The following is a 24,474-nucleotide window of genomic DNA, read 5'->3' as shown; positions in this document are numbered from 1 at the left end:
TATATCAGTTTTATATAATCTTAAATCAAAATTATTATTTAGTGATAATTATGCAATTTCCAACAACAAGAATGAGAAGATTAAGAAAAAATGCTAAAATAAGAGATATTGTACGTGAAACTAAATTGGATAAGGAAGATTTGATTTATCCGATTTATTTTAAAGAGGAACTTAAAGATATGGAAAAAGAAGAGATTTCATCACTTCCTGGGGAATTCAGATACTCTTTGGATGCTGGTGTCGAATTTGCAAAACAGCTCGAAGCTAAAGGTTTAAAATCAATAATTGTTTTTGGAATACCTCTGGAAGATACCAAAGATGAAATAGCCACTCCCGACTACTCAGCAACAGGCATTGTTCAAAAGGCTGTAAGAAGGCTTAAAAAAGAAACAAACCTTGTTGTAATCACTGACGTATGTTTATGCCAGTACACTTCTCATGGACATTGTGGAATGATAGTTGAAAACGAAGATACTGATGATGGAATTGAAATATTGAATGACGAATCTCTGCCGATTATTGCAAAAGTGGCTCTGTCCCATGCACAGGCGGGCGCTGATATTGTAGCTCCTTCAGACATGATGGACGGTAGGGTTAAGGCAATAAGGGAAACCTTGGATGAAAACGGTTTTTACAATGTTATGATCATGTCATATTCCGCCAAGTATGCATCAGCATTCTACGAACCGTTCAGGGTAGCGGCCTGCTCATCACCTCATGCAGGAGACAGAAAATCCTATCAGATGGATCCTGCAAATGCAGTGGAGGCAATCCGTGAATGTGAACTTGACGTTATTGAAGGATGTGACTTCCTGATGGTAAAACCTGCACTTCCCTACCTTGATGTTGTCCGTATGGTAAGAGATGAATTCATGCTTCCTTTGGTTGCTTATAATGTTAGCGGAGAATATTCAATGCTTATGGCGGCAATTGAGAAAGGATTTTTAACAGAACGTGCAATCTTGGAGGCCCTGCTTTCAATCAAAAGGGCCGGAGCAGACTTAATTATCACTAACTTTGCACCATACTTGCTTTTAAACGAGTTGATATAAATGGATGCAAACGAAATAGCAAAAATCGCACAAATAGCATCAGCACTTGAGGTAAGTGGATATCCGAAACCTGGAAATGTCCACAGAACCCGTGACTATGATGATATGGAATTCGAAGACTTTGTAATAAGTGGTATTGTAATAGGAGATACCATACGTGAAGCATGCAGTGATGTGGATATAGAAAATCCAAAACTGGGCAAATACATCCTGCAGGCAGTAGCCGAAACCGACAGGTGGATTAAAAACAACACCAACCTGGGAATTGTGATGATGACAACACCGATTGCAGTTGCAGCGGCTATCAGCGACTCATTTGATGATGTAAGGGAAAATGTTAAAGTGTTAATGTCAAACACATCTGTTGACGATGCATGTGATTTGTATGATGCAATCAACATTGCGGATGCCGGTGGAATGGGCGATCAGGACGAATACGATGTGGCAAGTGACAATGCCAAAAATGAACTCAGGCAAAACGGTCAGACAATGTATGATGTTTTAAAAATATCCGCCCCTTGGGATATGCTGGCCCGTGAAATGACTTCAGATATGCCTGCCGTTTTTGAAATAGGATATCCTACCTATCACAAGCTCAGGCAAGAAAAATCTAAAAATGACGCTTGTGTACTAACATTTCTAACGATCCTATCTCATGTTCCGGACACACTGATTTCAAGAAAATACGGCTCAGATGAGGCTATGAAAATATCACTGATGACAAGGGATTTGCTTAACTTAAAAGATGCGGATGATTTCGGCGAAAGACTCAAGGAATTTGATGATTATCTATTCAATAATAAATATAATCCGGGAACCACTGCCGATTTGACAGCAGCATCCATTTTTGTAAGCTATTTGAAATCAAATTTTGATTAGGTATTTTAATCAGGAAATCGCTTAGATTTCTTGTTATTATTTCTTTTAAAATTTAAATGGTGACTAAGTTAGTTTCCATATTGGGAATGTTATAGTTGTTGCTGGTAAATGATTCCAATTCGTGTTTGTTTTCTTTGTTGTGGTTTTTCACGCCAAAAATAGCATTAATGCTGATGGATTTTGTATCGACGATAACTTTCATTTTACAAAAGATTATTTTTTTTAAGCTATTTTTTGAAACATTTAATCTTTTGGATGCATCATGCATTTCAAGAGCGGTGGGTACATTATCTTCATCAAAATCAAGCAGCAATCCTTCATCTAATTCTATTGTTTCATGATATGTGAAATCTCGTGTAACTTTAATTCCTAGTATGTCTGCTGATTCGTCATACATGTATTCTACTTCATATGAATTTTCTTTATTCATGTTATCTCTCTACATTTCTTTCTCTTCTTCTTTTGTCAAAGGCATATGCTGTTATAACTGTGATGTTTCTATAATCATCTATTTCGATTATAATATATAAATCCATGTTCTTATTTTTTTCATGAGAATAGATTAATTTAAAACGATTTTCTGTTGTTTTGTTAATTCCCAGGGGAATTTTTTCAAATAGGCATTTTGCAATATATTGGTGAGTATATCCTCTTTCAAACCAGTTCCTGAAAATATGTTTGTCAAATCGTAGCAAATTAGGATTATAGTTTTGAATTATATTCTGTGCCTCTTGAATATTGTAATCTATCAAATATATCACTTTTAATTAGTTTTTAAAAGATATTAATCAAATATGGGATGATTTTTTGGTAATATCAAATAGTATATAGTTTCTTCTACTATATAAGTATTACTTTTTATAAAATTAGTAATAATAAATGGGAAATTGTGTAGATTCACATTAAATCTTTTTAGATTTCCAGTATTTTTTTAATTTCATTACCTTTTTTTAAATTTTACATTATATTTATAAATCACTTGAAACATATATTATAATATTATTAATCTTAAATTATGGTGTTTAAATGAGTGAGGATATTGAAAAAACCATTAGTGAATTGCATATTTACGAAAAGAAACTTTTAAAAGAACTGGAAGCTAATCCTGATGCTACTCCAGAAGTTATAGCTGAAAATACTGGCATGGACATTAAATCTGTAATGAGTGCAGCGGGCTCTCTTGCATCAAAAGACATTATTGAAATGCACAAGGATGTTAAAGAAGTTTATTCATTAACCGATGCAGGAAGGGAATATGCTGAAAAAGGACTTCCGGAACGTAGAATATTGGACGTTTTAGCTAAAAAAGACAGTATTGGTATGAAAGATTTGGCTGATGAAACCGGTGTGGACAAAAAGGAAACCAATATTGCTATCGGATGGCTGCGCCGTAAAAACTGGGCTCAAATAGACAAGGGTGTAGTCAACATCACAGATTTGGGAAAAGGTTTCGCATCCAAAATGGATTTAGATGAGGAAACATTGGATTATCTTAAGGCAAATGCTGATGGTGTTAAGCTATTCACTGATGATTTGATGAATGGTGTTAAAAAGCTTGCGGGCAGAAAAAATATTTTAAATATTAAAAAAGAAACCTCACATTCTTTTACAATATTGCCTAAAGGTGAAGAAATACTTAAACACGGTTTTGAGATTAAAGAACAAGCAACTCAATTAACTCATGAGCACTTAAAGGATGGTGAATGGAAAAGCCTTGAATACCGTCCTTATGATATAAATGCCGAGGCACCTGTTGTTTTTGCAGGTAAAAAACATCCGTTAAGGGTAATCATTGACGAGATAAGAGAAATCTTTTTGAACATGGGATTTTCAGAGGACAATGGGGAATATGTTGAATCAGCATTCTGGAACTTTGACTCACTCTTCCAGCCACAGGACCACGCTGCCCGTGAAATGCAGGACACATTCTATTTGAAAAATCCTTTGACATGTGATTTGCCTGACATGGATTTGGTAAAACTCACAGCTGAAACTCATGAAACCGGTGCAGATACAGGTTCAATCGGCTGGCAATATGATTGGAGTGAAGATATTGCTCGCCAAAGTGTTTTAAGAACCCATACAACAGGAATATCTACTAAACACCTGTTTGAACATGAGCCTCCAATAAAAATGTTTTCCGTTGGAAGAGTATTCAGAAGAGAAACTTTCGATTACAAACACCTGCCTGAATTTCATCAGGTGGAAGGGCTTGTATGCGGTGAAGGCATTAGCTATCAAAATCTTTTAGGTACTTTGAAGGAGTTCTATAAAAAATTAGGTTTTGAAGTTAGATTCAGACCTGCCTATTTCCCTTACACATACCTGTCCACAGAAAGTGAAATCTATCTTGAGGAAAAGGGAAGCTGGATTGAACTTGGAGGAGCAGGAATGTTCAGGCCAGAAGTATTGAAGCCTCTCGGAATCAACCAGCCAGCATTGGCTTTCGGTATGGGAATTGAAAGGCTGGCAATGATTAGATATGATGTGGAAGACATCCGTATGCTTTACAAAAGTGACCTCAAATGGCTTCGTGAACTGCCTATTGATCAAGGAGTTAGATTATAGTGTCAATCAAGCTGGTTTCTTGGAACGTAAATGGAATTAGAGCAGTTTCAAAAAAAGAAGATTTTTGGAGCTGGTTTGAAGATGATGATTCAGATATCATTAATTTTCAGGAAGTAAGAGCTACTCAGGAACAGATTCCTAAGAAATTGGCTGAAATTGATGAGTTTCACAAGTTTTACAATGAAGCTGAAAAGAAGGGATACAGCGGAGTTGGAACATACTCCAAAATAGAACCCGTAAGCGTTACCATGGGTCTTGGCGTTGAAGAGCTAGACAATGAAGGCAGGGTTTTAAAAATTGAGTATCCCGATTTTATTTTATTCAATATTTATTTCCCGAACAGTGGAAAGGAGGGTTCAAGACTTGATTTTAAAGTTCAGTTCTGCAATGAACTTCTCAATCAATTGGTTGAGCTTAAAAATGAAGGAAAGAATCTGGTCATCACAGGAGATTATAATATTGCCCACAATCCGGTAGATGTTTACAATCCCAAAAACTGTGAAGGAAAATCAGGTTATCTTCCAGAAGAGCGTGCATGGCTGGATGAACTTGAAGAGGCAGGTTTTGTAGATACTTTCAGAATGTTTGATGAAGGTGAAGGTAACTTTACATGGTGGAGCTACAGATTCAAGGCACGCGAAAGGAATTCCGGCTGGCGACTTGATTATTTCTTTGTAAATGAAGAAATCAAAGATAAAGTAAAGTCTGCAAAAATTTTAGCGGATATCTATGGTTCAGACCACTGTCCAGTAACTCTGGAACTTGATTTTTAAAAAATAAGTAATTTTTGGTGATTTATAAAATAGTATTTATATCACCAATATTATCAACTATTGTAATGTCTAATTTTTCTTTTTTTATGTATGCTCTGTCTTCTTCGGTAATGTCGGAATTTACTAAGATTGCACCTAATCCTGCATTGACTGCACCTAATGCGTCTGCTTTAAATTTGTTTCCTATCATTAAGGATTTTTCAGGATTTCCATTCATCTTTCTAAGGGCAACATCATAAATCAGTTTATTAGGTTTTTCCTTTCCAACTTCCTCGGATGTTATTACTGCATCGAAAAAGGAGTTGATGTTAAGTCTGATGAGCTTTTCCCATTGTTTAATGGTGATTCCGTTTGAGATAACGGCTAAACGATATCCCTGACTTTTAAGATAGATTAATGTGTCAATTGTTTCCGGAAAAGGTCTTAAAAGAGCCATTTTCACATTGTGGTATGTTGTCATTCCAAGTGCAACAAGCATCGGATCCTCGTGGCCGAGAACAACCTGTGTAAGCACGTTAAAGTGTTTGCCGTAATTGGATCCTTTTTCACGGATTATGGTTTTCAAAACACCGTATGCTTCATCTTTATCCAAAGGAAGTCCGTTGTCGACCATTATTCCAATAGCTGCCTTTCTTGCAGTTTCAGCGAAATTACTGGTATCAAGCAATGTTCCATCTATATCGAAAAAAACTACACGGTCATCATTGTTCATCATATGAATCTATTTTTAATTTTATGAATATTTAAATTTTTAGAAATATGCGTCCAAACTCTGCTGGACCTCTCCACGTGCGAGGTCCTCTAGGTCGGTTTTTGTATATCCGAATGCATACATGATTCTTTCAACCGCAGGAATCAGCTGATTGTTGATGTAATAGTCCTTGTCATATGCATAACCCTCACTGTATTCGTAAGGTACTGCCCTCTGGCTGATTGAACCCTTTCCCTTTACGATTATATATTGGATGATGGTTCCCCTTGTCACTTTAATGCCGTGCTCCTCTATTTTTCTTGCGGCAACAACGTGGGGTCCGACCTGTTTGTACTGGTCGAGAGGTTTGGTGATTTGAGTGTGTATGATTAGTTCCTTGTTGTCAACATCACCATTTTTAATTCTTTTTAAAACTTTCTTGACGGCTTTTATGGCTTTGTCCGAATCACCCTCTTTCAGGATGGCCATCAAAACCTCTTCCTGGGTTTTTTTAACGATTGGCGCCCAGTCTCTTCTAACCAATTCCAGACCTTTTGCTATGATTTCACCGTCTTCAATAACTGCATATCTTTTTTTGCTTACAAAAAATCCTCTTCTGTAAAATCCTTCGTATTCGAGTTCCATGCTTTCCGGAAGGGTCGAATTGAGATATGTTATAAATTTTTGGGCCTGCTCTTTAATTTCAGCTTCAAGGGCCAACTGTTCTGGGGTTTCCGTAACCAATTTTTCACCTGTTAATTATTATATTGCATCCTCTTAATATTTGTTTTCCAATCAATTTCTCCAAATAATTTCAATTTTATTGCTCTAAAACAACCTTATTTACCTTAAAAATCTCAAATATTACTCATCAAATGCTCTTGGATAATTTAAATATGTTATATGGTTTAAAGTATATGTGAGGTTGATAACATGGAAAAAGAAAGATTGATATCAAGTTATGATGAGATAAACGATACGTTCGTTGGCAAAATAGATGGTAAAAATGGATACTGTGCGGATTACAGCATTTCAGAGGGCATCTTCCTATCAATTGATAAGGACAATATGCCCGCTTCCGTACTGGTTGACAATGCATCCGAGGTATTCGACATCTCCAAAAATATTCTGGAAAATTCCAACGTTAAGATAGGCATTGACTGTGACAGCATCTGCCTATGCTTCACAATGTTTATTGAAAACCTGAAGATATGCTCAGTCAGGTGCAAAAACAAGTTCGGAATTCCAAAAATCAGTTTTGAAATGGACAGTAACTATTAAGTTACTTCCTATTTTTTTTTAAATCTTTGAGTCTGTAAAATTTTATAGGCCTATTTTATTTAAGCCGATTTCTAAAAATTTTACAGACTCAAATCTTTAAATACTACTTATTGAATAATATAACTTATTGAATTTAATTCAAATCCTATTTTAGGAGGAAGATAATTTGCAAAATCAAGATATTGACATTAATTCGGTTGAGGAAATTGTCATTGTAGTCCCGGAAGATGCAATGCAGGATGGCGAATTGGAAATAGATTTGGATGAATTGGGAATTGATTTGGAATCTTTGGGTGAAGATGTTAATATTGTTATCCAGGTTGAAGGTGCCGACGAGGAAGATGATGATTTCATATTGGAAGATGAAGATGAAATGATTGAACCTAATGAATGGTATTTTGATGATGACCCTTATGAAATCGTATATTACGAATTTCCGGATTTTGATTAGGTGATGAAAATGGAAGAAGTTCCATATTATGTTTTTGATGATGAGGAACCACACAGGATGTCTGAAAACGGTGAAGCTTACATTGACGATGGTGAATTGAGGGATCTCCTCATAGACCTGCTTGGAGATGACGTTCCCGAAGAGGAAATTCAAAAGATACTCAAGGCAGCTTCCGATGAAAACCTCTCCGAAGAGGATTTCGACAAACTGGTCGATGATTTTATTTTAAAAAATAAATCCTGATTTTCACTATTTTTTGCCGAAAAATAAAACATTTATATATAATGATAAAGTAATATTTTATTATCATTATTCTTTAAGGCTCTTTTTTGCTCTCAAAAATTAGGCTATAATTATCTTGCAGATAGCTCTAATTGAAAAGAGACTTATTGACTGCGATTATTATATTATTAATTATATTTATTAGGTGAAATAATGGCAATTTCTCAAGGAAAATCAACAAGAAGTCCATCTGGTGCAAGAAATGTTGCAAACCGTGGAAAAAGGAAATCTGAATTAGGAAGAGATCCTGCAGAAACTAGATTAGATGAAAAAAAATTAAGAAAAATCAGAACCCGTGGCGGAAACGAAAAACTCAGATTAGCTACAGGTAATAAAATCAACGTTACCGATGCAAACGGTAAAACTCAAGTTTTAGATATTCTTGGTGTAATCGAAAACACCGCAAACCCTAACTACGTAAGAAGGAACATCATTACCAAAGGTGCTATTGTAGAAACCCCTGAAGGTAATGCAAAAGTTACTTCAAGACCGGGTCAACACGGTGTTATCAACGGTGTATTGATTTAAGTTTAATACTTAAATTTTCTCTTTTTTTTCTTTTATTCACATTTTTTTTAACAACTTTTTTTAATAATTAACTAATAATTATATACTTGTTTTAACATACCATATAATGATAATTTATTTAGGAGATATAATGTCAGATGATAAGATTAGTATGAATCATGGTGCTGGCGGAGAAGTAATGGCAAATTTGATAGCCAGTACCGTATTAGATAATATCACCAAAAAAAGCGTAAATGGTGGTATTAGTTTAGATGCATTAGATGACGGAGCTTCTATTCCTTTAGGGGATTGGGAAATTGTTGTAACCACAGACGGCCATACTATTGATCCGTTATTCTTCCCTGGAGGAGATATTGGTAGGATTTCAGCTGCAGGAACTATCAATGATGTTTCTGTAATGGGAGCTCGTCCATTGGCTATTTCTAATGCAATTATTATGCAGGAAGGATTTCCAATAGATGATTTGGATAAAATCATGAAATCATTAAATGCGACCTGTGAGGAAGTAGATGTGGCTGTAGTTACAGGAGATACAAAAGTAATGCCTCAGGATAAGCTTGACGGCATTGTAATGGTAACTACAGGAATTGGAATTGCCAAAAAAGGAGAGGTAATTCGTGATTCAACTCTGCAGGTTGGTGACAAAATCATAGTTACTGGCAGTTTAGGCGACCACGGAATGAGCTTGATGTCATTCAGGGAAGGATTTGGATTTGAAACAGATTTGAAATCTGATGTGGCTCCAATGTGGAACATCATTGAAAAGGCTTTGGATGTAGGGGGAGTTACAGCCATGAAGGATCCGACCAGAGGCGGTTTTGCCAATGCTATTAATGAAATGGCTTCTAAAGCGGGTGTTGGAGTTGTTCTGGAACAGGAAGCAATTCCAATACGTGAAGAAGTTCATGCAGTATCAGAAATGTTGGGCATTGACCCATTTGAAGTAGCTAACGAAGGTAAAGTGGTCATGGGCGTTAAAGCCGATAAGGCTGAAGAGGTCCTTGAAGCTATTCGCAGTGAAAAATATGGTGAAAATGCCGCAATAATTGGAGAAGTTGTAGAAGGAGATTATGTCGTGATCAATACTCCAATAGGTGGTGAAAGAATCCTTGAGGCACCTATTGCTGATCCGGTTCCTAGGGTTTGTTAAGGTGATAAAATGGCAAGTGTTTTTTCAAGAAGAATAATTGCATATGTAATTGATTTCTTTGTTGTTTCAGCTGTTATGTGGATTATATCCTATTTGTTATCTCTAATTATTGGTCCTATAGACATTATGGGTGTATACGGTATTTTACCTTACTTTGTTCCTATTTTAGGATTTGTTTATTTTGTATTCCTTGAAAAAACAAGAGGAGCAACAATAGGTAAGGCATTAATGTATTTGGAAGTTAGGTCCAGAAACGGTGCCTACATTAACTGGGCACAATCAATAGTACGTAACTTAACCAAAATTTACTGGATTCCTATAATCTTTGACTGGGCCATTGGCAGATTTATGAATAGTGATAGATTATTTGCAAACATTACTAAAACAGTTGTAGTAAATTCAATCTAATCAGAATATTTGATATTATTTCGAGCATTATGATAAAAAAAGTTCAAGTACTGTGGTATTTAAATAAAGAGGATTTGGAGAATTATTGCATTGACTTTAAAGAGTACAAGTCCCATAAATTGGAAGGATATGAGATTTGTGATGTCGATGAGGATTTGATTTATGATTTGTGTGACAGGGACCCCGACAGGCTGGAGCCCATCGGGTATTTCAAAAACATAAAGGAAATTGAGAAGTACTTGTCGGATACAATCACAAACAACGAATATGATCTTGATTTGGACTCTCCAGAGCTTACAGAAAAGATAGAGCGAGCATGCAGTAATATCGAATTTTCCGGAGAGGATTATTATATTTCCATCGGTAGTGATTATGCCAAAGTGGCCAGCTGGTTCGATGCCCTGAGGCAGGAATATAATAGTTCATCAACCGATAACATGTGGGTTTTGGCCGTAACAGGTTATGACCCCTATGATTTGTCTTTGACCGGAAGGACTTTATCATATGTTTTGGCGGATATTTTAAATTTAAATGAATCATCACTGGACAGCCTGATTCCTAACAAGGGCCACATCAGTGTGGAAGAATGGAATTCCATTTTGGATAAGGTTTATAAGAAAAATAAGATTTATTTAGGTTTAAATAGGGTTGTTTGATTATATTTCACCCTTTTTAAACTCGCTTGGCTCGAAATAGGATATTTCCGCCAGTTTGTTTTCAATCAGTTCCCTGTTAATGTCATCCGTATCTGTATATACGACAGCCAATGTGCGGCCATACCTGTCCTGAGGCTGCTTGTCGTCAATATTTAAGTAAACTGTTTTTCCAAGACATTTGTCTTCAACAAATTTTTTAGCATCGCTGTATCCTGACTCGTTTGACTGTGGTGTTTTTACCTGTGTCAGCTGAACCTTTCCGACGCCGTGGACCTGGATGGTATTTCCGTCAATCACATCAACGCATTTTCCGGCATTATCATAGTTCACTGTTTTATTTCCGATTGTAAGTGTTCCATTTTTCTTTTCAACGCTGTTTGATTCCTCCAAAAACAGGTTGGCTATTGTCAGGCCTATAGTTATTAAAAATATTATTAAAAGGATTATTGAGATTTTCTTTTTGTTCATGACTATTCCCTTTTGTAGTGTTCACAGTAACGTTTGTATCTGCATGATCTGCATTTGTTCGGATTTTTAGTTGGAATGAATGGTTTTGAACCGTCTAAAAGGCCCTGCATTCTGTCTATTGTGAATTTTATTTGTTTTTCGACTTCCGGTGTGAATATTTCAATCCAAAAGAGATTGTCTGTTCCACGTTCCCGCAGCGCCGCCTTAATCTGCCTGTCGTCATGGGTCATGTCTTTGAATGCAAGACAATATGCCCTTACCTGATTCATTGTTGACAGGTATGGTGTGCGGCCGGGCTTGTCATCGATTATTACGATTTCTTCCGGTTTCATCCATATTTCATCGATATATCCTCTTATTCCGTATTCCGGTGCAACTACAAAGCATTCCCTTGACATTGATGCGGTTTCTTTTGATGCTTCAACTGCATCTTCAAATGTTGCGGGGGTTGCGTCCTGCTTGAATATGTTTTCAAGCTGGTTGTGTATGTCGCTTCCATGTGTCATTTCAGGTGTGGCCGGTGTTTCTATACCTTTCATGTTCTCGAGATATATCTGATATTCACAATATCCTTGTTTGTTGAGCCAACTAATGGGGAAATTGTTTTTCCCTTCAATTATTTGAACACCTTTTATGTCAGGATGGTTTTTAATTTCATATTCCTTTCCGTATTCGGTAATGTTTTTTTGTTGCATAATTTTATCTTTGTAATTCGTATAGTAAATACTTTGCAAATGCTCTTGGCACCTTTTTATATAGGGGTTTTTTCAAAGTTAACTTCATGCATTATGTAACGTCAAAATCAATTCTCTCCAAAAATAACGGAATGAATCTTTACAGGGGATGCACTCACGGATGCATATACTGTGATTCAAGAAGCAAAATCTATGGGATGGACCATAAGTTTGAAGACATTGCAGTCAAGGAAAATTCACTGGAACTTCTTAAAAAAGAACTTAGGAGAAGGCCAAAATCAATGATAGGCACAGGTGCAATGACAGACCCGTACGTGCCACTTGAAAAGCATTTAAGATATGTGAGAAAATCCCTTGAGCTGATTCATGATTACGGTTTTGGTTTTACATGCATTACAAAATCCGATTTGGTGCTTAGGGATCTGGAGCTTCTCAAAAGGATAAATGAGAAATCAAAAGTTGTTATCCAGATGACTCTTACAACTGCAGATGATGAGCTGTGCAGCATTCTGGAGCCCAATGTCTGTGTGACCTCAAGGCGTGTGGAAGTCCTCAAAACGTTAAACGACAACGGGATTCCAACAGTAGTCTGGCTATGTCCGATACTTCCATACATTAACGATACAGAGGATAACATTAACTCCATAATTGACAGCTGCATTGAAACGAACGTGAAGGGAATACTGTGCCAGGGGATGGGACTTACCCTCAGGGACGGCAATCGCGAGTACTTCTACTCAAAGCTCGATGAGCACTTTCCTGGTTTGAAGGATAGGTATATTAGGGAGTACGGAAATGATTATTCGATTCCGTCTCCAAATGACAAGGAACTTATGAAGATTTTTAAAAAAAGAACTTACGAAGCTGGCATTATGAACCGGTGGGAGGAAATATTCGGGTATCTGCATGATTTTCCACAGGACTCATACCAAACCAAATTAATTATATAGCTATTTTTTTAAATATTAATATGATGAAATTTGAGGATTTAAACATTTCAGATGAAGTCAAAAAAGCCATTGGTCAGATGGGTTTTACAGATTTGACTCCAATTCAAAATAAGGCAATTCCGGAAGCATTAAGGGGCATTGACATTACCGCTCAGGCTCAAACAGGTTCCGGAAAAACAGTTGCATTTGCAATACCTGTCATTGAAAATATCTTTATAGACGACAAATCTCCTCAGGCAATTGTTTTATGTCCGACAAGGGAGCTGTGCCTTCAGGTTGCAGATGAGATTTCAAAAGTTGGAGCAAAGGTTAAGAAACTTAAGGTTCTGGCAGTCTATGGGGGGCAGCCGATAGGAAAACAGACAAGGGTTCTGAAAAAAGGAGTTCACATAGTTGTCGGAACTCCCGGTCGTGTAATTGATCATGTCGAACGTGATAATCTTGATTTGACAGGTATCGAGAGAGTAGTTTTGGACGAAGCTGATGAAATGCTTGACATGGGATTTAGGGATGATATTGAACGAATATTAAATGAAACAAGATACAGAAAGCAGACATTGATGTTTTCAGCCACAATACCTGACGAGATTAGAAAAATAGCAGAAAATTATCAGAACAATCCTAAATTTATAAAGATATCCAATAAAAGGCGCAATGTTCCAAAAATCACACAGTACTCATTCAGAACCAATCATAAACACAAATTCGATGATTTGATAAGAATTATTGAGGCATATGACATTTCTCAGGCTCTGATTTTTTCAAACACCAAAAAGGGTGTTGATTTTGTTTTCAAAAACCTTAAAAAAAGAGACTATTCTGCCGAAGCCCTTCACGGGGACATGACCCAGAAGGTAAGGGACAAGGTAATGAACAAATTCAGAAACGGCAATGTCCGCTATTTGGTTGCAACCGATGTGGCCGCAAGAGGTCTGGACATTCCTGATTTGGAATTCATCATCAATTATGACGTGGCTCAAAACCATGATGCCCACATCCACAGAATCGGGAGAACCGCAAGGGCAGGAAGCAGCGGTTTTGCATTTACTTTAGTTTCAAAGGAAGATAATCATAACTTTAACAATATTAAAAAGGAATCTAAAGGAAAAATAATTGAAAAGAAGATTCCAACAGATGAAGAAATAGAAAATATCAAAAACAAGCGGGTTTTGGATGATGTAAAAAATTCAATTAAAACTGATAACTTGCAAGAATACGTTAAAGCAGTAAAAAATAATTCTTCTGCAGATATTACCTCTGAGGAAATAGCTGCAGGTTTATTAAAAAAAATAAGGGAAAATTAGTTATTTAGCTCCGTCAATAATGTTAAATTTAATCTTTTCATTTTCAAGTTCACGGGTAAATGCCTTGCTCATTTCACCAACACAGATTGCAAGTACATTAAGGCCTTTACGTGCAGCATTTGCAGTTGCTTGAGGAGCTGCAAATTCAATATCGAGAGGTAAATCAAGTTTTTTAACAACAGCACGTGCAACAGTACCGGCTACAGCAATCTTATCAAATTCTACACCGGAATTTGTTCCTTTGGAGTATACATTTTTAATTAAATCCAAGTCACAAGCTTTAGATCCTCCATTTTTTATTGTTGGGAGGTTAATGACGGTTACTTCACCCACAGTCATATCGATAAGTCCTGTAAGGTTTGTTAAGGAAACGTCCATGTCCTTTTCGGCGTCATCTAATACGATACCGGTTGCATTTTCCTCTTTTTTATGGGCATATAAAACTCCATCTTCCATGAACAATCCGACAATATCGTCTTTTTTAAGGTCTTCTGTTGCAATGGCGGGCCATATGGTTTTATAATGGTTCATTGTTTCGAGAACGGAATCAGAATATTTTCTTAGGCTTATTGCATCCTTTTTTACTTTGTCGATTCCAGCCTGTGTAATTTTATAAGGTGATCTGCCGTCTTTAGAAGTAATATAACCTTGTTCTATTAATGTTTTGATGTTTTCAGAGACTGCTTGTATAGTTATTCCCAATTTATTAGCCAAATCTTTTTGTTTGAGGTGCGGGTCTTGCTTAGAGATTTCACTCAAAATTTGAAAATGTGTAAGTGCACCCCTTTTTTTAAATGATTTCATCATAGTCATTCCTCAATTATACTTGATTAATTAATATTTATAAATTTACTCATATATAAACTAATTAGATATTTTACCGTTGAGGCTTTCATTGAAAATATTGATGAACTCATTTTTATTTTCGGTAGGGATGTATGCACCGCATGCCATGGAGTGTCCTCCACCGCTTCCGCCGACTTTGGAGGCAACTTCACGTATAATGTTCCCAAAATGGATTCCTTCATATGAAAGAAGTCTGGAACATCTTAGGGAAACCTTTATTCCGTCGCTGTCGGTTTGTGTAAATCCTATGATTGGTTTTTTCCAATTGCAGTAACCTAAAATCATGCCGGTTACTGTTCCGACAATTTCAGGTTTGATTCCGTCGCCGTCAAAGTACTGCAGGTTTTCAAGTTCGATGATGTGTGTTTCATCACTGCCTGCAACTTTCTCGATAGCCTGAGCCAAATTGCGCTTATGCTCTTTGCTTACGGCCTCAAGTTCATCGAGCGCTACAAATCTGTCGCCCTTCAAAACTTCCATAGCTATCTTTTCCTGATGGTTTCTGCCGCATGCATTCATGGCTGTTGAAAACTCAGAGGCATCCCTCAGGAAGCTGTCAGAATCCTCTTTCAGGAATGTGTATGCATCCCCGATGATGAGTTGCGGAATGTATCTTACATATTTTCCGGGAACGGCTTTGGTTATCATTTCCCTGAGATATCTGAAAAGCTTCCCCTTCTCTTCGTTTGTCAGTTCATTCAATGTTTTGCGGTTGTGCTTTTCATCAATTCCGAGCTCTTCCAGTATTGCCATTGTTTCTGTGGTATTGTTTGTAATCGGCAGTTTGACATCGCTGAAATATGAAAGGGCTACAAACAGCGGACGGGTGTTTCTTCCATAGATGTTCAGGTCGCTTTTGATGACATGAAGATATCCTCCGTCAATTGCATCCTGCTGGATGATTTCATTCAGTCCTTCAAAATGGCCTGTTTTAGTATTCTGCATATCTCCTATGGCTGATAAAACTCCAATCCAGCTTAAATCATCATATCCGAACTCTTTAGCCAAAAAATAACATAATCCTCCGCCGCAAACGTAATATGATCCGTCGATTCCATGGTGTATTGGATTGATTTCAAGATATGTGTAGTTCTTGTCCTTATTATAGTCCAGGTCTCTTAGGGGTGGGTGGTGGTCAAGTATTATAATCTTTTGGCCTTCCTGGGCCCTGGTGTCGATGTGCTGGCCTGAACCCAAATCCGAAAAGATGGTAAGTTCATGGGTAAGTTCAATGTCATCGAGAACATCCAGATTCACGAATTCGATTTCATGCTCTTTGTTTTGTCTGTCTAGTATGGTTGATAGTATTGCGCCTGAACAGATACCGTCACAATCGATATGTGAGTAGACCTTGATGTCTTCGGAATTTTCAATAATTTCTTTTGCCTGACGGTATTGTTCCTGCATTAATTGTGGTATTTGCATAGTAATCAGTTTTTAATTTCTTTTAGTTTCAGGCTAACTTCCTTTAATAATTCCAATTTTGTTCCTTCCCATTCGACAAGGATTCTGCCGGATTTTTCATACCATTTTCCAGGGTATGCCCTTTCCTTGTCCATGGTGTATTTCAAACCGAGTCTTTTCAAAGCCCTTTCAATGTCTGTAAGGGTGGGTTCGGCTACTGCAAGTTCCTTTGAGACTTTGCGGCCTTCGGAAAGACTTAAATTCTTATCTAGATATTGTGGCCATATGGTAATCATTTTTTCACCTTTTCCAATGTTTTGAATAATAGTTCCATCATGTCAGGAACTGTGTAAGTGTCAGGGTAAATGTGGCTAACGTCATATTTTTCAAGGACCCTTGCAGTAATCGGGCCAATGCAGACTGTTAAAAGGTTGTCATTCAAAAGCTCTGCAATCTTTGCTTTGTTTTCACCTATTTCAAAGAAGTTTTCAACAGTAAGAGGACTTGTAAATGTAATCGCATCTATTTTGCCGTTTTCTATCTTTTCGATTAAATCCTTGACTGCATCTTCATCCATAGGAAACAGTGACTTGTATGCTTCGGCAAGAATAACTTCGTTTCCAAGCTTTTCAAGTTCTTGGGGAAGAACAGGCCTTGCAGATGCGGTTCTTGGAATTCCGATGGTTTTGCCTGTAATCTTCTGATTTTTAAACTCTTCAATCAGTCCTTCTGCAGTAAACTCTTCAGGCATCAAGTCAACTTCAAGACCCTGTTTTTCGGCTAACTTTCCGGTCTTGTTTCCGATGACTGCCAAATTGCATTCAAGAGTTTTCAAAAAGTCTGGATAGAACTTGTTTAGAGAAACGATTGTGGTCGGGGATGTGAAAATTATCCAGTCCAGATCTTCCTTTCTTGCGACAAGATTTTTAAGGGATTCGGTATTGACTGGCTCCAAATCAAGTGTCGGTGCAAGAATGGCTTCTCCGCCCAATTTTTCAACAATTTCACAGGCCTTCTTTGCCCTATCCTTTGGCCTTGTTATTGCAACAACGGGTTTTGACATTTTACATTACCTTCATTAATTTTTAGCACGGTAGAATTATATCAGCTACCCGTACTCATCATACTTTATAATAATTAACTTTATCTTAATTGTGAAAGGATGCCTAGACCTCTTAAAGGTCGGGGATGAATTTCACAAAAATGCATCTAAAGATGTTAAGTCTTCAAATGCTCTCACTATTTATTTATATATTATTTATTAAAATAACTTCCGAATATGATGGCAATGTATTAATCAGTACCATAATTGTAACAAAACATGAAAAAGTTTTGAAGCAATATTTTAAACTATAAAATGGTTGGAGATGTAAAGGTGGTGGAAATGGATAGAAATGATTCAGATAGTGAAGTTGCTAGAGAGACAACTATTGAAAATGAGAATGTTTTATCGGATATTGCTAAAAATGATAAAGATTTCCGGGTTCGTTTAGATGCACTTGAGATGATCAGTAATATGGATATTTTAGCTGATATTGCTATGAATGCCACGGATTCCAAGATTGTTTCAAAGGCGATTGAAAAGATTAGCGATGAGTCTGTTTTAATAGGTATTGTTAAAAATAGTAACGGTCCTTTTCGTAACGAAGCCGCCCAAAAGATTAATGACCAATCAGTTTTAATTGAAATTGCTAAAAATGATGAAGATTTCGTAGTTCGTGCAGCTTCGGCTCAAAAGATTAGTGATGAGTCCGTCTTAACTGACATTGCTAAAAATGATGAAAATTCCTATGTTCGTCGTGCCGCTGCTCAAAAGATTAGTGATGAGTCCGTCTTAACTGATATTGCAATGAATGATGATGATGCCTATGTTCGTCGTGCCGCTGCTCAAAAGATTAGTGATGAGTCTGTTTTAGATGATATCGCTATAAATGAAGAAAGGCTGACTAAAGTTATCTGTGATAAATGCGGCAGTGAAAATATGACTGTCAAATCCCATAAGGCACCTAATCCAGATTATAGCTATTGTGCATGGAAGATAATAGATTATATCTGTAATGATTGTGGCAACATAGTATCCAAACCATTATGAAATAATAAAATTAGAAATGCAGTTCATTAACATGTTTTCTGACAATATGTCCCAAGGAATTCGCAAGTCAGAATCAACTTTACTAGCTTGGAAAATTTAATTCATGTTCGATGCATTCATTTAGTAATTTCCGCCTATTGTTGCGATTATAAACAATTAAATAATAGGAAATTCTTAATTTTAAATAGGTGATATTAATGAGCAATGTATTGATTGCATATTTTTCAGCAAGCGGAGTAACTAAAAGCGTAGCCGAAAAAATAGCCGGCGAAAACGGATATGACATTTTTGAAATTGAGCCGGAGGAAATTTACACTCCTGCAGATTTGGATTATATGGACAAAAACTCAAGATCAACAATTGAAATGAATGACAAGTCATTCAGACCGCCAATTAAGCAGACCTGTGATGTTTCATCATACGATACTGTTGCAATCGGTTTTCCGGTATGGTGGTATACCGCACCGACAATCATCAACACATTCATAGAAAGCGTTGATTTAGAAGGCAAAAAAATCAAGGTATTCTGCACATCCGGAGGCTCAGGAGTCGACAAATGTGTAAGTGACCTTCAAAACACATATCCTGAACTTGATTTCGCAAAGGGAATGAGATTTACAGGAAATGTTTCAAAAGCAAAAGAATGGATTGAGGAGTAGTTAATATGACAAAAAAAGTAGTTGTAATCAGTTCATCACCAAGAATCGGCGGTAATTCCGATACCATGTGTGATGAATTTGTAAAGGGCGCCCTTGACGCAGACAATGCCGTTGTAAAATATAACCTTGAAGAGATTAGATTTCATGCATGCAAAGCATGCTATAAATGCAAGACTCCTGAAATGAAGTGTTTCCAGGAAGATGGGCTTGCAGAAGTTCTGGATAAGATGATGGAAGCTGATGTAATCGTATATGCAACACCGGTTTACTATTATTCAATGTGCGGAACACTCAAAAGATTCTTTGACAGGTGCTATCCTATATTCAGGGATTTGGAAAACAAGGAGTATTACATCATTACTGCAGCAGGTGCAAAAAACGGTAATGTTTTAACTGGAATCAGAGATTTCATCAGTTTTTCAAAAAACCCAACCGAAAAGGCAGTATTTTCTGCATTCGGTGATGTCAAATCCCAAAAGGATTTGCTAAAAGAAGTGTATGATGCAGGTTTCCACTGCTAATTCTTTATTTTTTTTCTTTTTATATTTTATAACTTTTTTTTTAAGATTTCTGCAATTATCTATTTTCATGTCAATATTTATTAAGTTAGGAATTTAGATATATAGTTAGGAAGTGATTCAATGGTCAGTGTAACTAGGATATATGATAAATTTCAAACAGTTATACCCTCTGAAATTCGCAGGGAATTTAATTTAGATAAATCCTATAAGGTTGAATGGAAAATTAATGAAAATGGTAAAGTTGAAGTTGAGTTTATTAAGGATTTGTCTTTAGAGGATATGATTGGCAGATATTCCGCCAATGAAAAAATTGACTCTGTTAAATTAAAACATGATTTTAAAAATAATAAATTATGAATTTCATGAAAATCTTTATATAGTTAGGTATATAATATAAAGTTAGGTGATACAATGGGTATTCTTAAATATAAAAAAATCAATTCTATTTCACCTAAAAAGTTTAGGAATCATAATATGTATCGTAGAAAAACACCACAACACAAAGAGACTGTTTTAGAAGATTTTATAGGAAAGTTTCAAGCAAAAAACAAAATTAATTGTGTTAATTTGAAACATGAATTTAAAAATAGGGAGGCGTGATTAATGTATTTTTTAGACACTACATTTATCGTAGCTCTTTTTGTTTCAAATGATGATTGGCATCCTAATGCGGTAAAAGTCTATGAAAAAATTAAAAATGCAAAATTAGTTACCTCAAAATTAGTCATTGCCGAAACCATCACAGTTCTGAAGAATAAACTTGAAACTAAAGAAATTTTAGAGATATATAGAAATCTTCCGAATTTTTTCCGCATAATAGAAGATGCAGATTTCTATGATGATGCAATGGGTGAATTCGTCAAATATGATTCAACAATTTCCTTTTTTGATGCAATGTATGTCGCATTGATGAAAAAAGAGGGCATTGGTGAAATAGTCAGTTTTGATAGTGATTTTGATAGAATTGAGAATATTGTCAGAATTCATTAAAAGATTAGGAAAGAGATTAATCTTTCCTATCCTTTAAAAGGGTTTGAACTGTCGTAGGTATTATTTCCAACAGTCAATTTGAAGTTTCCGTAATCAATTTTACCTGAAACGGCCAGACTTGACACGGTACTGTCGCCGGTTAATGTCCAGGTTGATCCTTCACCAACATTGACGGTAGTGTTTCCGGTAGAGTTGACTGCACCTTTAAAGTCTGTATTTTTCATTGTCCAGTTAAGGGAGCTTATGGTATCGACAATGACATTGCCGTTGATTTTTTCATTATTTGTGTTCAGTTCAGCCACTCCTCCATTGGACCCGGTTGTTCCCCATTGGTTTTGACCTGCAATTTCCAAAAATGTTCCGCTTCCGAAGTTCAGCTCGGTATTGTCCAGGTTAATGACACATGCGGTGTTTGTTACATGAAACATCGGAGCAGTTTTGTAAAATGAAGAATTGGAAGCTATTGAAAGCTTTGAGTCTTTAGCATTAAATAGGGATGTTCCAACATTGGCGTCTCCGCTCATACTTTGATAAATGAATACGCCACCCAAATCAACGTAAGCGTCACCATCTTTTCTGTTACCCTCAGCGTAACCGGTAAGGTCTGAATTTGTCACTCCGATTGAGTTTTTACCTTCAATACATGCAATCTGAGATACATAGGATGTTCCTTTGGTGTTTTCAAGGGTAATGTTTCCTGTTGAGTATACTAAAGGTGATCCTCTGCCGCTGGTTTTACTTACTCCTGTGTTGATTTCGGAGTTTTTAACATGAACTTGGCCCTCGCCACGGTCTGTTGCAAGAGCAGCACAGCTTTGTCCGTCGGTGTTGATAATCACATTTTCAGCGGTAATCTTACCGTTATAGGTTGCATCAAGTCCCCTGGACTTATCTGAGTGTGTTGTGATTTTCACGTTTTTAATGGTTGCTTCTGTTGTTCCGGAAACTGTGTCCTGACCAGGCTGGCCTCCACCGTTTCCTCCAGGAGCCTGTCCGCCTTCACCGGAACCTTCTCCGGATGGCATTTCGGGTGGTTGTCCTCCGTTTCCGCTTCCGTTTCCAGTAGCTTCAGGCATTTCAGGTGGTTGTCCTCCGTTTCCGCTTCCGTTCCCGGTTGCTTCAGGTGGTTCGCCTCCAGCACCTCCCTGTGAGGAATTGCTTGAGGAAGCATTTGCATTGGTTACAAAAATACCGTTTGATCCTTTGGAATTGGTATTGATTTCAACATTGCTAATGTCCAAAGTACCGTTGGTGTTTACAAGAACGGCGGAATTCACTCCGTAAAAGTCCGCATCGTCTCCACTGGTTTGGGTATCTCCTGTCTTGTTGATTTGTCCGTTTGATATTTTGAATGCCCCTCCATTTTTAACTAAAAGGGCATTGATGTCTGAAGATTCTGAGTGGAAAAATGCATTGCTTTTCTCTAATTTTTCTCCATCAACAGCAAGATTTGACATGTCCTCAAGAGCACTCGCATCAATGCTTATTGATGAACCGCTGTTTGTACCCGTGTTTGTCAGTGCAAACACTCCTATACCTGCAATGGCTATAATGGCTATTGCTGCAATAATAAGTTTTCGATTCATAAAAGTAATAACTCGTATGTTATATTTAAAATTTGCCACATTTTTTTTTTAAAAACTTTTACAAAATCTAGTTAATTTGAACTGAATGTTGTGTGGCATATTTGTGTTGTAGATGAGTTGCAGTTATTTTTTAATTTTTAGATAGCATTTTATAAGAGATTTTCACAAATCATTAACCATGAACAGTTATGCATTTTCCGTTGACCTTGGAGGAACAACAACAAACTTCTCGGTTTTTCGCTCACATGAAGTAATAACAGCATGGACGGTTAAAACACCCAAGAACAATATCATTGACATGCTTGAATGTGAGATCAACGCTAAAATTTCCGAGCTGAACTTAAAAAATACAGATTTTAAGGCAGTCGTGGTGGGTATAGCGGGTATTGTAAAAGACGGCATTGTGGGCAAAGCCAATAATCTGAATTTGCCTGAATGTGATTTTGGCAGGGTTTTGCAGACCAGAATTGGCATAAAAGTGATTGTTTTAAATGATGTGAATCTGCAGGCCATCGGCGAGGCTATAAACTGGGATAACTTGTTTCTGGTAACAATCGGAACGGGAATTGGCGCAGGTCTTGTAATCAACAGTCAGCTGGTGGAAGGCCATAATGGTGCTGCAGGTGAAATTGGTCACATATATCTTGATTCAGCAACACCTGAGCAAAACGCCTCAGCTCAAGGGCTTGTAAAAACTGTGAAGGACTATTTAAAATCAAATGACGAGTATTCTTCACTGAGGGATTTTGAAAATTTCACGGCAAAAGATATTTTCACCCAGGCAAAACTTGGAGATGAAGTTGCCTTAAAGATAATCGGTGATACCTATTTTAAATTCGGAAAGATGCTTGGTGTAATCTGCAGCGCATTTGATCCTGAAGTCATTATAATTTCAGGTGGTGTTTCAAATGCGGGAGATATGCTTTTGGATATAATTCGAAAAGGCTTTAATGAGGTTGCATTTAAAAAAACTGAAATTCAGATATCTCAATTGAAAGAAAAAGCTACGGTTTTTGGAGCTATGAAAATTGTTGATGATTTGCCTTAATTAATGTGGGTAATGATTTATCTGGTAACAATTTATCTGTTGAGGTCAATTAAAAGAAATTAACGTATATTTTTAATAGTAATATGCGTTTGGTTTATATATAATTGAGGTAATATTGTCTATTGATAGTGTTACAGCGTTTATCTTAATCATTGTTGTCTTTCATTCTAAAATTAATCTTTAAAAGAAAATTTATTAACTATTTTAATCAAATTAATATTAATTAAAAATAGATTGCCCATAATTTGATTTAAATATCATAACAATCATATAAAATAAAAGGTTATTTTTCTTCCATTTGGTTCTTTTTTACCCTTTTATTTATCATTAGCTAATTTAATTAAATATTTTCCATAATCAGTTTTTTTTAGAGGTTCTGATAATTCCAATAATTTTTCTTTTGAAATATAACCTAGATTAAAGGCAATTTCTTCAAGGCAAGCAACATAGAGTGATTGTCTTTTTTGAATTGTTTCAATGAAATTGCTTGCTTCTAAAAGTCCATCATGAGTTCCAGTATCAAGCCAGGCCATTCCCCTACCTAAAAGCTCAACTTTGAGTTTTCCTCTTTTTAAATATTCATCATTAACAGAGGTGATTTCCTTTTCCCCTCTATCTGATGGTTTAACATTTTTTGCGATTTCTATAACATCATTGTCATAGAAATATAATCCTGGGATAATATAATTTGATTTTGGTTTTTCAGGTTTTTCTTCAACGGATAATACATTGCCTTCGCTGTCAAATTCAACAACACCAAATGCTTCTGGTTTTTTGGTATAATATCCGAATATTACTGCACCATCTTTAAGTTCGGTGGCTCTTTTTAAAACTTCAGAAAATCTATGTCCATGGAAAACATTATCTCCTAAAATTAGAGCAACATTGTCATCGCCAATGAATTCTTCACCAATTATAAATGCTTCTGCAAGACCATTTGGATTTTCCTGAATTTTGTATTCGAATTTTATTCCTAGATGTGCTCCGTCTCCTAAAAGATCCCTGTACATTGGAAGATCTCTAGGTGTGGAAATTATTAGGATTTCTTTTATTCCTGAAAGCATCAACACTGAAATCGGATAATAAATCATTGGCTTGTCGTATAATGGTAGGAGCTGTTTTGAAACTGCCTTTGTGATTGGGTATAAGCGTGTTCCTGAACCTCCTGCAAGTACTATTCCTTTCATAGTAT

General features: G+C 36.4%; 32 protein-coding genes. 20 read left to right on the top strand and 12 right to left on the bottom strand.

Annotation, left to right across the window (positions count from 1 at the left end):
- Nucleotides 1-50: 50 nt before the first annotated feature.
- Together hemB and QZU83_RS00325 are read left to right on the top strand one after the other, a co-directional pair.
- Nucleotides 51-1,052 carry a porphobilinogen synthase gene (gene hemB / locus QZU83_RS00330; protein WP_295608963.1) on the top strand — a complete coding sequence of 334 codons (1,002 nt, stop codon included), beginning with the start codon at nucleotides 51-53 and terminating at the stop codon, nucleotides 1,050-1,052.
- Nucleotides 1,053-1,931, top strand: a complete 879-nt coding sequence (locus tag QZU83_RS00325; protein ID WP_295608962.1) for a triphosphoribosyl-dephospho-CoA synthase — start codon at nucleotides 1,053-1,055, stop codon at nucleotides 1,929-1,931.
- Between the two features lie 52 nt (nucleotides 1,932-1,983).
- Here the strand turns inward: QZU83_RS00325 and QZU83_RS00320 are convergent, their stop codons facing one another.
- A complete protein-coding gene (locus QZU83_RS00320; protein ID WP_295608961.1) occupies nucleotides 1,984-2,361 on the bottom strand; it encodes a DUF2283 domain-containing protein in 378 nt (125 codons plus the stop codon).
- A 1-nt stretch (nucleotide 2,362) separates the two neighbouring features.
- Entirely contained in the window at nucleotides 2,363-2,683 is a 321-nt protein-coding gene (locus tag QZU83_RS00315) for a hypothetical protein (protein WP_295608960.1), read from the bottom strand.
- A gap of 274 nt (nucleotides 2,684-2,957) precedes the next feature.
- Here QZU83_RS00315 and QZU83_RS00310 point away from each other — a divergent pair, with 274 nt between their 5' ends.
- Together QZU83_RS00310 and QZU83_RS00305 are read left to right on the top strand one after the other, a co-directional pair.
- The gene (locus tag QZU83_RS00310; protein ID WP_295608959.1) at nucleotides 2,958-4,499 is read left to right on the top strand and encodes a phenylalanine--tRNA ligase subunit alpha; all 1,542 of its coding nucleotides are present in this window, start codon (nucleotides 2,958-2,960) and stop codon (nucleotides 4,497-4,499) included.
- On the top strand, nucleotides 4,499-5,272 hold the full coding sequence (locus QZU83_RS00305; protein ID WP_295608958.1) for an exodeoxyribonuclease III: 774 nt from the start codon (nucleotides 4,499-4,501) through the stop codon (nucleotides 5,270-5,272). Before QZU83_RS00310 ends, QZU83_RS00305 begins: the two co-directional genes overlap by 1 nt.
- Nucleotides 5,273-5,294: 22 nt before the next feature.
- On the opposite strand, the gene QZU83_RS00300 is transcribed toward QZU83_RS00305, so the two are convergent.
- Together QZU83_RS00300 and QZU83_RS00295 are read right to left on the bottom strand one after the other, a co-directional pair.
- Complete coding sequence (locus tag QZU83_RS00300) at nucleotides 5,295-5,984, bottom strand: TIGR02253 family HAD-type hydrolase (RefSeq protein WP_394350253.1); 690 nt, start codon at nucleotides 5,982-5,984, stop codon at nucleotides 5,295-5,297.
- 39 nt (nucleotides 5,985-6,023) lie between these two features.
- A complete protein-coding gene (locus QZU83_RS00295) occupies nucleotides 6,024-6,707 on the bottom strand; it encodes a DNA polymerase domain-containing protein (protein ID WP_295608956.1) in 684 nt (227 codons plus the stop codon).
- Nucleotides 6,708-6,896: 189 nt separating this feature from the next.
- Between QZU83_RS00295 and QZU83_RS00290 the strand changes: the two genes are divergently transcribed.
- The 7 genes from QZU83_RS00290 (at nucleotide 6,897) to QZU83_RS00260 (ending at nucleotide 10,719) form a co-directional block, all read left to right on the top strand.
- On the top strand, nucleotides 6,897-7,244 hold the full coding sequence (locus QZU83_RS00290) for a hypothetical protein (RefSeq protein WP_295608955.1): 348 nt from the start codon (nucleotides 6,897-6,899) through the stop codon (nucleotides 7,242-7,244).
- Nucleotides 7,245-7,410: 166 nt separating this feature from the next.
- Nucleotides 7,411-7,695, top strand: coding sequence for a hypothetical protein (locus QZU83_RS00285; RefSeq protein WP_295608954.1), 285 nt, complete (start codon nucleotides 7,411-7,413; stop codon nucleotides 7,693-7,695).
- A gap of 9 nt (nucleotides 7,696-7,704) precedes the next feature.
- Complete coding sequence (locus QZU83_RS00280; protein WP_295608953.1) at nucleotides 7,705-7,938, top strand: hypothetical protein; 234 nt, start codon at nucleotides 7,705-7,707, stop codon at nucleotides 7,936-7,938.
- 192 nt (nucleotides 7,939-8,130) lie between these two features.
- Entirely contained in the window at nucleotides 8,131-8,505 is a 375-nt protein-coding gene (locus QZU83_RS00275) for a 30S ribosomal protein S8e (protein WP_295608952.1), read from the top strand.
- Nucleotides 8,506-8,635: 130 nt separating this feature from the next.
- Nucleotides 8,636-9,655: a hydrogenase expression/formation protein HypE gene (gene hypE, locus QZU83_RS00270; protein ID WP_295608951.1), complete on the top strand. Its 1,020-nt coding sequence runs from the start codon at nucleotides 8,636-8,638 to the stop codon at nucleotides 9,653-9,655.
- A 9-nt stretch (nucleotides 9,656-9,664) separates the two neighbouring features.
- Nucleotides 9,665-10,063 (top strand): RDD family protein, encoded by a 399-nt coding sequence (locus QZU83_RS00265; protein WP_295608950.1) that lies wholly within the window; start codon nucleotides 9,665-9,667, stop codon nucleotides 10,061-10,063.
- A gap of 29 nt (nucleotides 10,064-10,092) precedes the next feature.
- Nucleotides 10,093-10,719: a hypothetical protein gene (locus QZU83_RS00260; RefSeq protein ID WP_295608949.1), complete on the top strand. Its 627-nt coding sequence runs from the start codon at nucleotides 10,093-10,095 to the stop codon at nucleotides 10,717-10,719.
- On the opposite strand, the gene QZU83_RS00255 is transcribed toward QZU83_RS00260, so the two are convergent.
- Both QZU83_RS00255 and QZU83_RS00250 read right to left on the bottom strand, forming a co-directional pair.
- Nucleotides 10,720-11,187 (bottom strand): thermonuclease family protein, encoded by a 468-nt coding sequence (locus QZU83_RS00255; protein ID WP_295608948.1) that lies wholly within the window; start codon nucleotides 11,185-11,187, stop codon nucleotides 10,720-10,722. It abuts the gene before it with no gap.
- A gap of 2 nt (nucleotides 11,188-11,189) precedes the next feature.
- Entirely contained in the window at nucleotides 11,190-11,882 is a 693-nt protein-coding gene (locus QZU83_RS00250; RefSeq protein WP_295608947.1) for a PD-(D/E)XK nuclease family protein, read from the bottom strand.
- 86 nt (nucleotides 11,883-11,968) lie between these two features.
- Between QZU83_RS00250 and QZU83_RS00245 the strand changes: the two genes are divergently transcribed.
- Nucleotides 11,969-12,832, top strand: coding sequence for a radical SAM protein (locus QZU83_RS00245; RefSeq protein ID WP_295608946.1), 864 nt, complete (start codon nucleotides 11,969-11,971; stop codon nucleotides 12,830-12,832).
- A 20-nt stretch (nucleotides 12,833-12,852) separates the two neighbouring features.
- Nucleotides 12,853-14,136 (top strand): DEAD/DEAH box helicase, encoded by a 1,284-nt coding sequence (locus QZU83_RS00240; protein WP_295608945.1) that lies wholly within the window; start codon nucleotides 12,853-12,855, stop codon nucleotides 14,134-14,136.
- Here the strand turns inward: QZU83_RS00240 and QZU83_RS00235 are convergent, their stop codons facing one another.
- From QZU83_RS00235 to QZU83_RS00220, 4 genes are read right to left on the bottom strand one after another with little or no spacing between them, the layout of a single operon-like run.
- The gene (locus QZU83_RS00235) at nucleotides 14,137-14,940 is read right to left on the bottom strand and encodes a winged helix-turn-helix transcriptional regulator (protein WP_295609004.1); all 804 of its coding nucleotides are present in this window, start codon (nucleotides 14,938-14,940) and stop codon (nucleotides 14,137-14,139) included. It abuts the gene before it with no gap.
- A 60-nt stretch (nucleotides 14,941-15,000) separates the two neighbouring features.
- Nucleotides 15,001-16,407: a single-stranded-DNA-specific exonuclease RecJ gene (gene recJ / locus QZU83_RS00230; RefSeq protein ID WP_295608944.1), complete on the bottom strand. Its 1,407-nt coding sequence runs from the start codon at nucleotides 16,405-16,407 to the stop codon at nucleotides 15,001-15,003.
- 5 nt (nucleotides 16,408-16,412) lie between these two features.
- A complete protein-coding gene (locus QZU83_RS00225) occupies nucleotides 16,413-16,682 on the bottom strand; it encodes a signal recognition particle subunit SRP19/SEC65 family protein (protein ID WP_295608943.1) in 270 nt (89 codons plus the stop codon).
- Complete coding sequence (locus QZU83_RS00220) at nucleotides 16,679-17,449, bottom strand: uroporphyrinogen-III synthase (RefSeq protein ID WP_295608942.1); 771 nt, start codon at nucleotides 17,447-17,449, stop codon at nucleotides 16,679-16,681. The genes QZU83_RS00225 and QZU83_RS00220 overlap by 4 nt, the downstream gene beginning before the upstream one ends.
- 453 nt (nucleotides 17,450-17,902) lie before the next feature.
- Between QZU83_RS00220 and QZU83_RS00215 the strand changes: the two genes are divergently transcribed.
- From QZU83_RS00215 to QZU83_RS00190, 6 genes are all read left to right on the top strand, one after another.
- Nucleotides 17,903-18,478 carry a HEAT repeat domain-containing protein gene (locus QZU83_RS00215; RefSeq protein WP_295608941.1) on the top strand — a complete coding sequence of 192 codons (576 nt, stop codon included), beginning with the start codon at nucleotides 17,903-17,905 and terminating at the stop codon, nucleotides 18,476-18,478.
- 197 nt (nucleotides 18,479-18,675) lie between these two features.
- Entirely contained in the window at nucleotides 18,676-19,137 is a 462-nt protein-coding gene (locus QZU83_RS00210; protein WP_295608940.1) for a flavodoxin, read from the top strand.
- Nucleotides 19,138-19,142: 5 nt separating this feature from the next.
- Nucleotides 19,143-19,658 carry a flavodoxin family protein gene (locus QZU83_RS00205; RefSeq protein WP_295608939.1) on the top strand — a complete coding sequence of 172 codons (516 nt, stop codon included), beginning with the start codon at nucleotides 19,143-19,145 and terminating at the stop codon, nucleotides 19,656-19,658.
- A gap of 120 nt (nucleotides 19,659-19,778) precedes the next feature.
- A complete protein-coding gene (locus QZU83_RS00200) occupies nucleotides 19,779-20,015 on the top strand; it encodes an AbrB/MazE/SpoVT family DNA-binding domain-containing protein (protein WP_295608938.1) in 237 nt (78 codons plus the stop codon).
- Nucleotides 20,016-20,069: 54 nt separating this feature from the next.
- On the top strand, nucleotides 20,070-20,258 hold the full coding sequence (locus tag QZU83_RS00195; protein ID WP_295608937.1) for a hypothetical protein: 189 nt from the start codon (nucleotides 20,070-20,072) through the stop codon (nucleotides 20,256-20,258).
- 3 nt (nucleotides 20,259-20,261) lie between these two features.
- The gene (locus QZU83_RS00190; RefSeq protein WP_295608936.1) at nucleotides 20,262-20,648 is read left to right on the top strand and encodes a type II toxin-antitoxin system VapC family toxin; all 387 of its coding nucleotides are present in this window, start codon (nucleotides 20,262-20,264) and stop codon (nucleotides 20,646-20,648) included.
- 26 nt (nucleotides 20,649-20,674) lie between these two features.
- Here the strand turns inward: QZU83_RS00190 and QZU83_RS00185 are convergent, their stop codons facing one another.
- Entirely contained in the window at nucleotides 20,675-22,234 is a 1,560-nt protein-coding gene (locus QZU83_RS00185) for a hypothetical protein (protein ID WP_295608935.1), read from the bottom strand.
- Nucleotides 22,235-22,412: 178 nt separating this feature from the next.
- On the opposite strand from QZU83_RS00185, the gene QZU83_RS00180 reads away from it, so the two are divergent.
- A complete protein-coding gene (locus tag QZU83_RS00180; RefSeq protein ID WP_295608934.1) occupies nucleotides 22,413-23,282 on the top strand; it encodes an ROK family protein in 870 nt (289 codons plus the stop codon).
- A gap of 317 nt (nucleotides 23,283-23,599) precedes the next feature.
- On the opposite strand, the gene rfbA is transcribed toward QZU83_RS00180, so the two are convergent.
- Nucleotides 23,600-24,469, bottom strand: coding sequence for a glucose-1-phosphate thymidylyltransferase RfbA (gene rfbA / locus QZU83_RS00175; protein ID WP_295608933.1), 870 nt, complete (start codon nucleotides 24,467-24,469; stop codon nucleotides 23,600-23,602).
- Nucleotides 24,470-24,474: the final 5 nt, after the last annotated feature.

It is taken from the genome of uncultured Methanobrevibacter sp. (assembly GCF_902771435.1).
GTDB lineage: Archaea > Methanobacteriota > Methanobacteria > Methanobacteriales > Methanobacteriaceae > Methanocatella.
The sequence above is the reverse complement of the archived record's forward strand: the minus strand, read 5'-3'. Positions and strand labels throughout refer to the sequence as shown.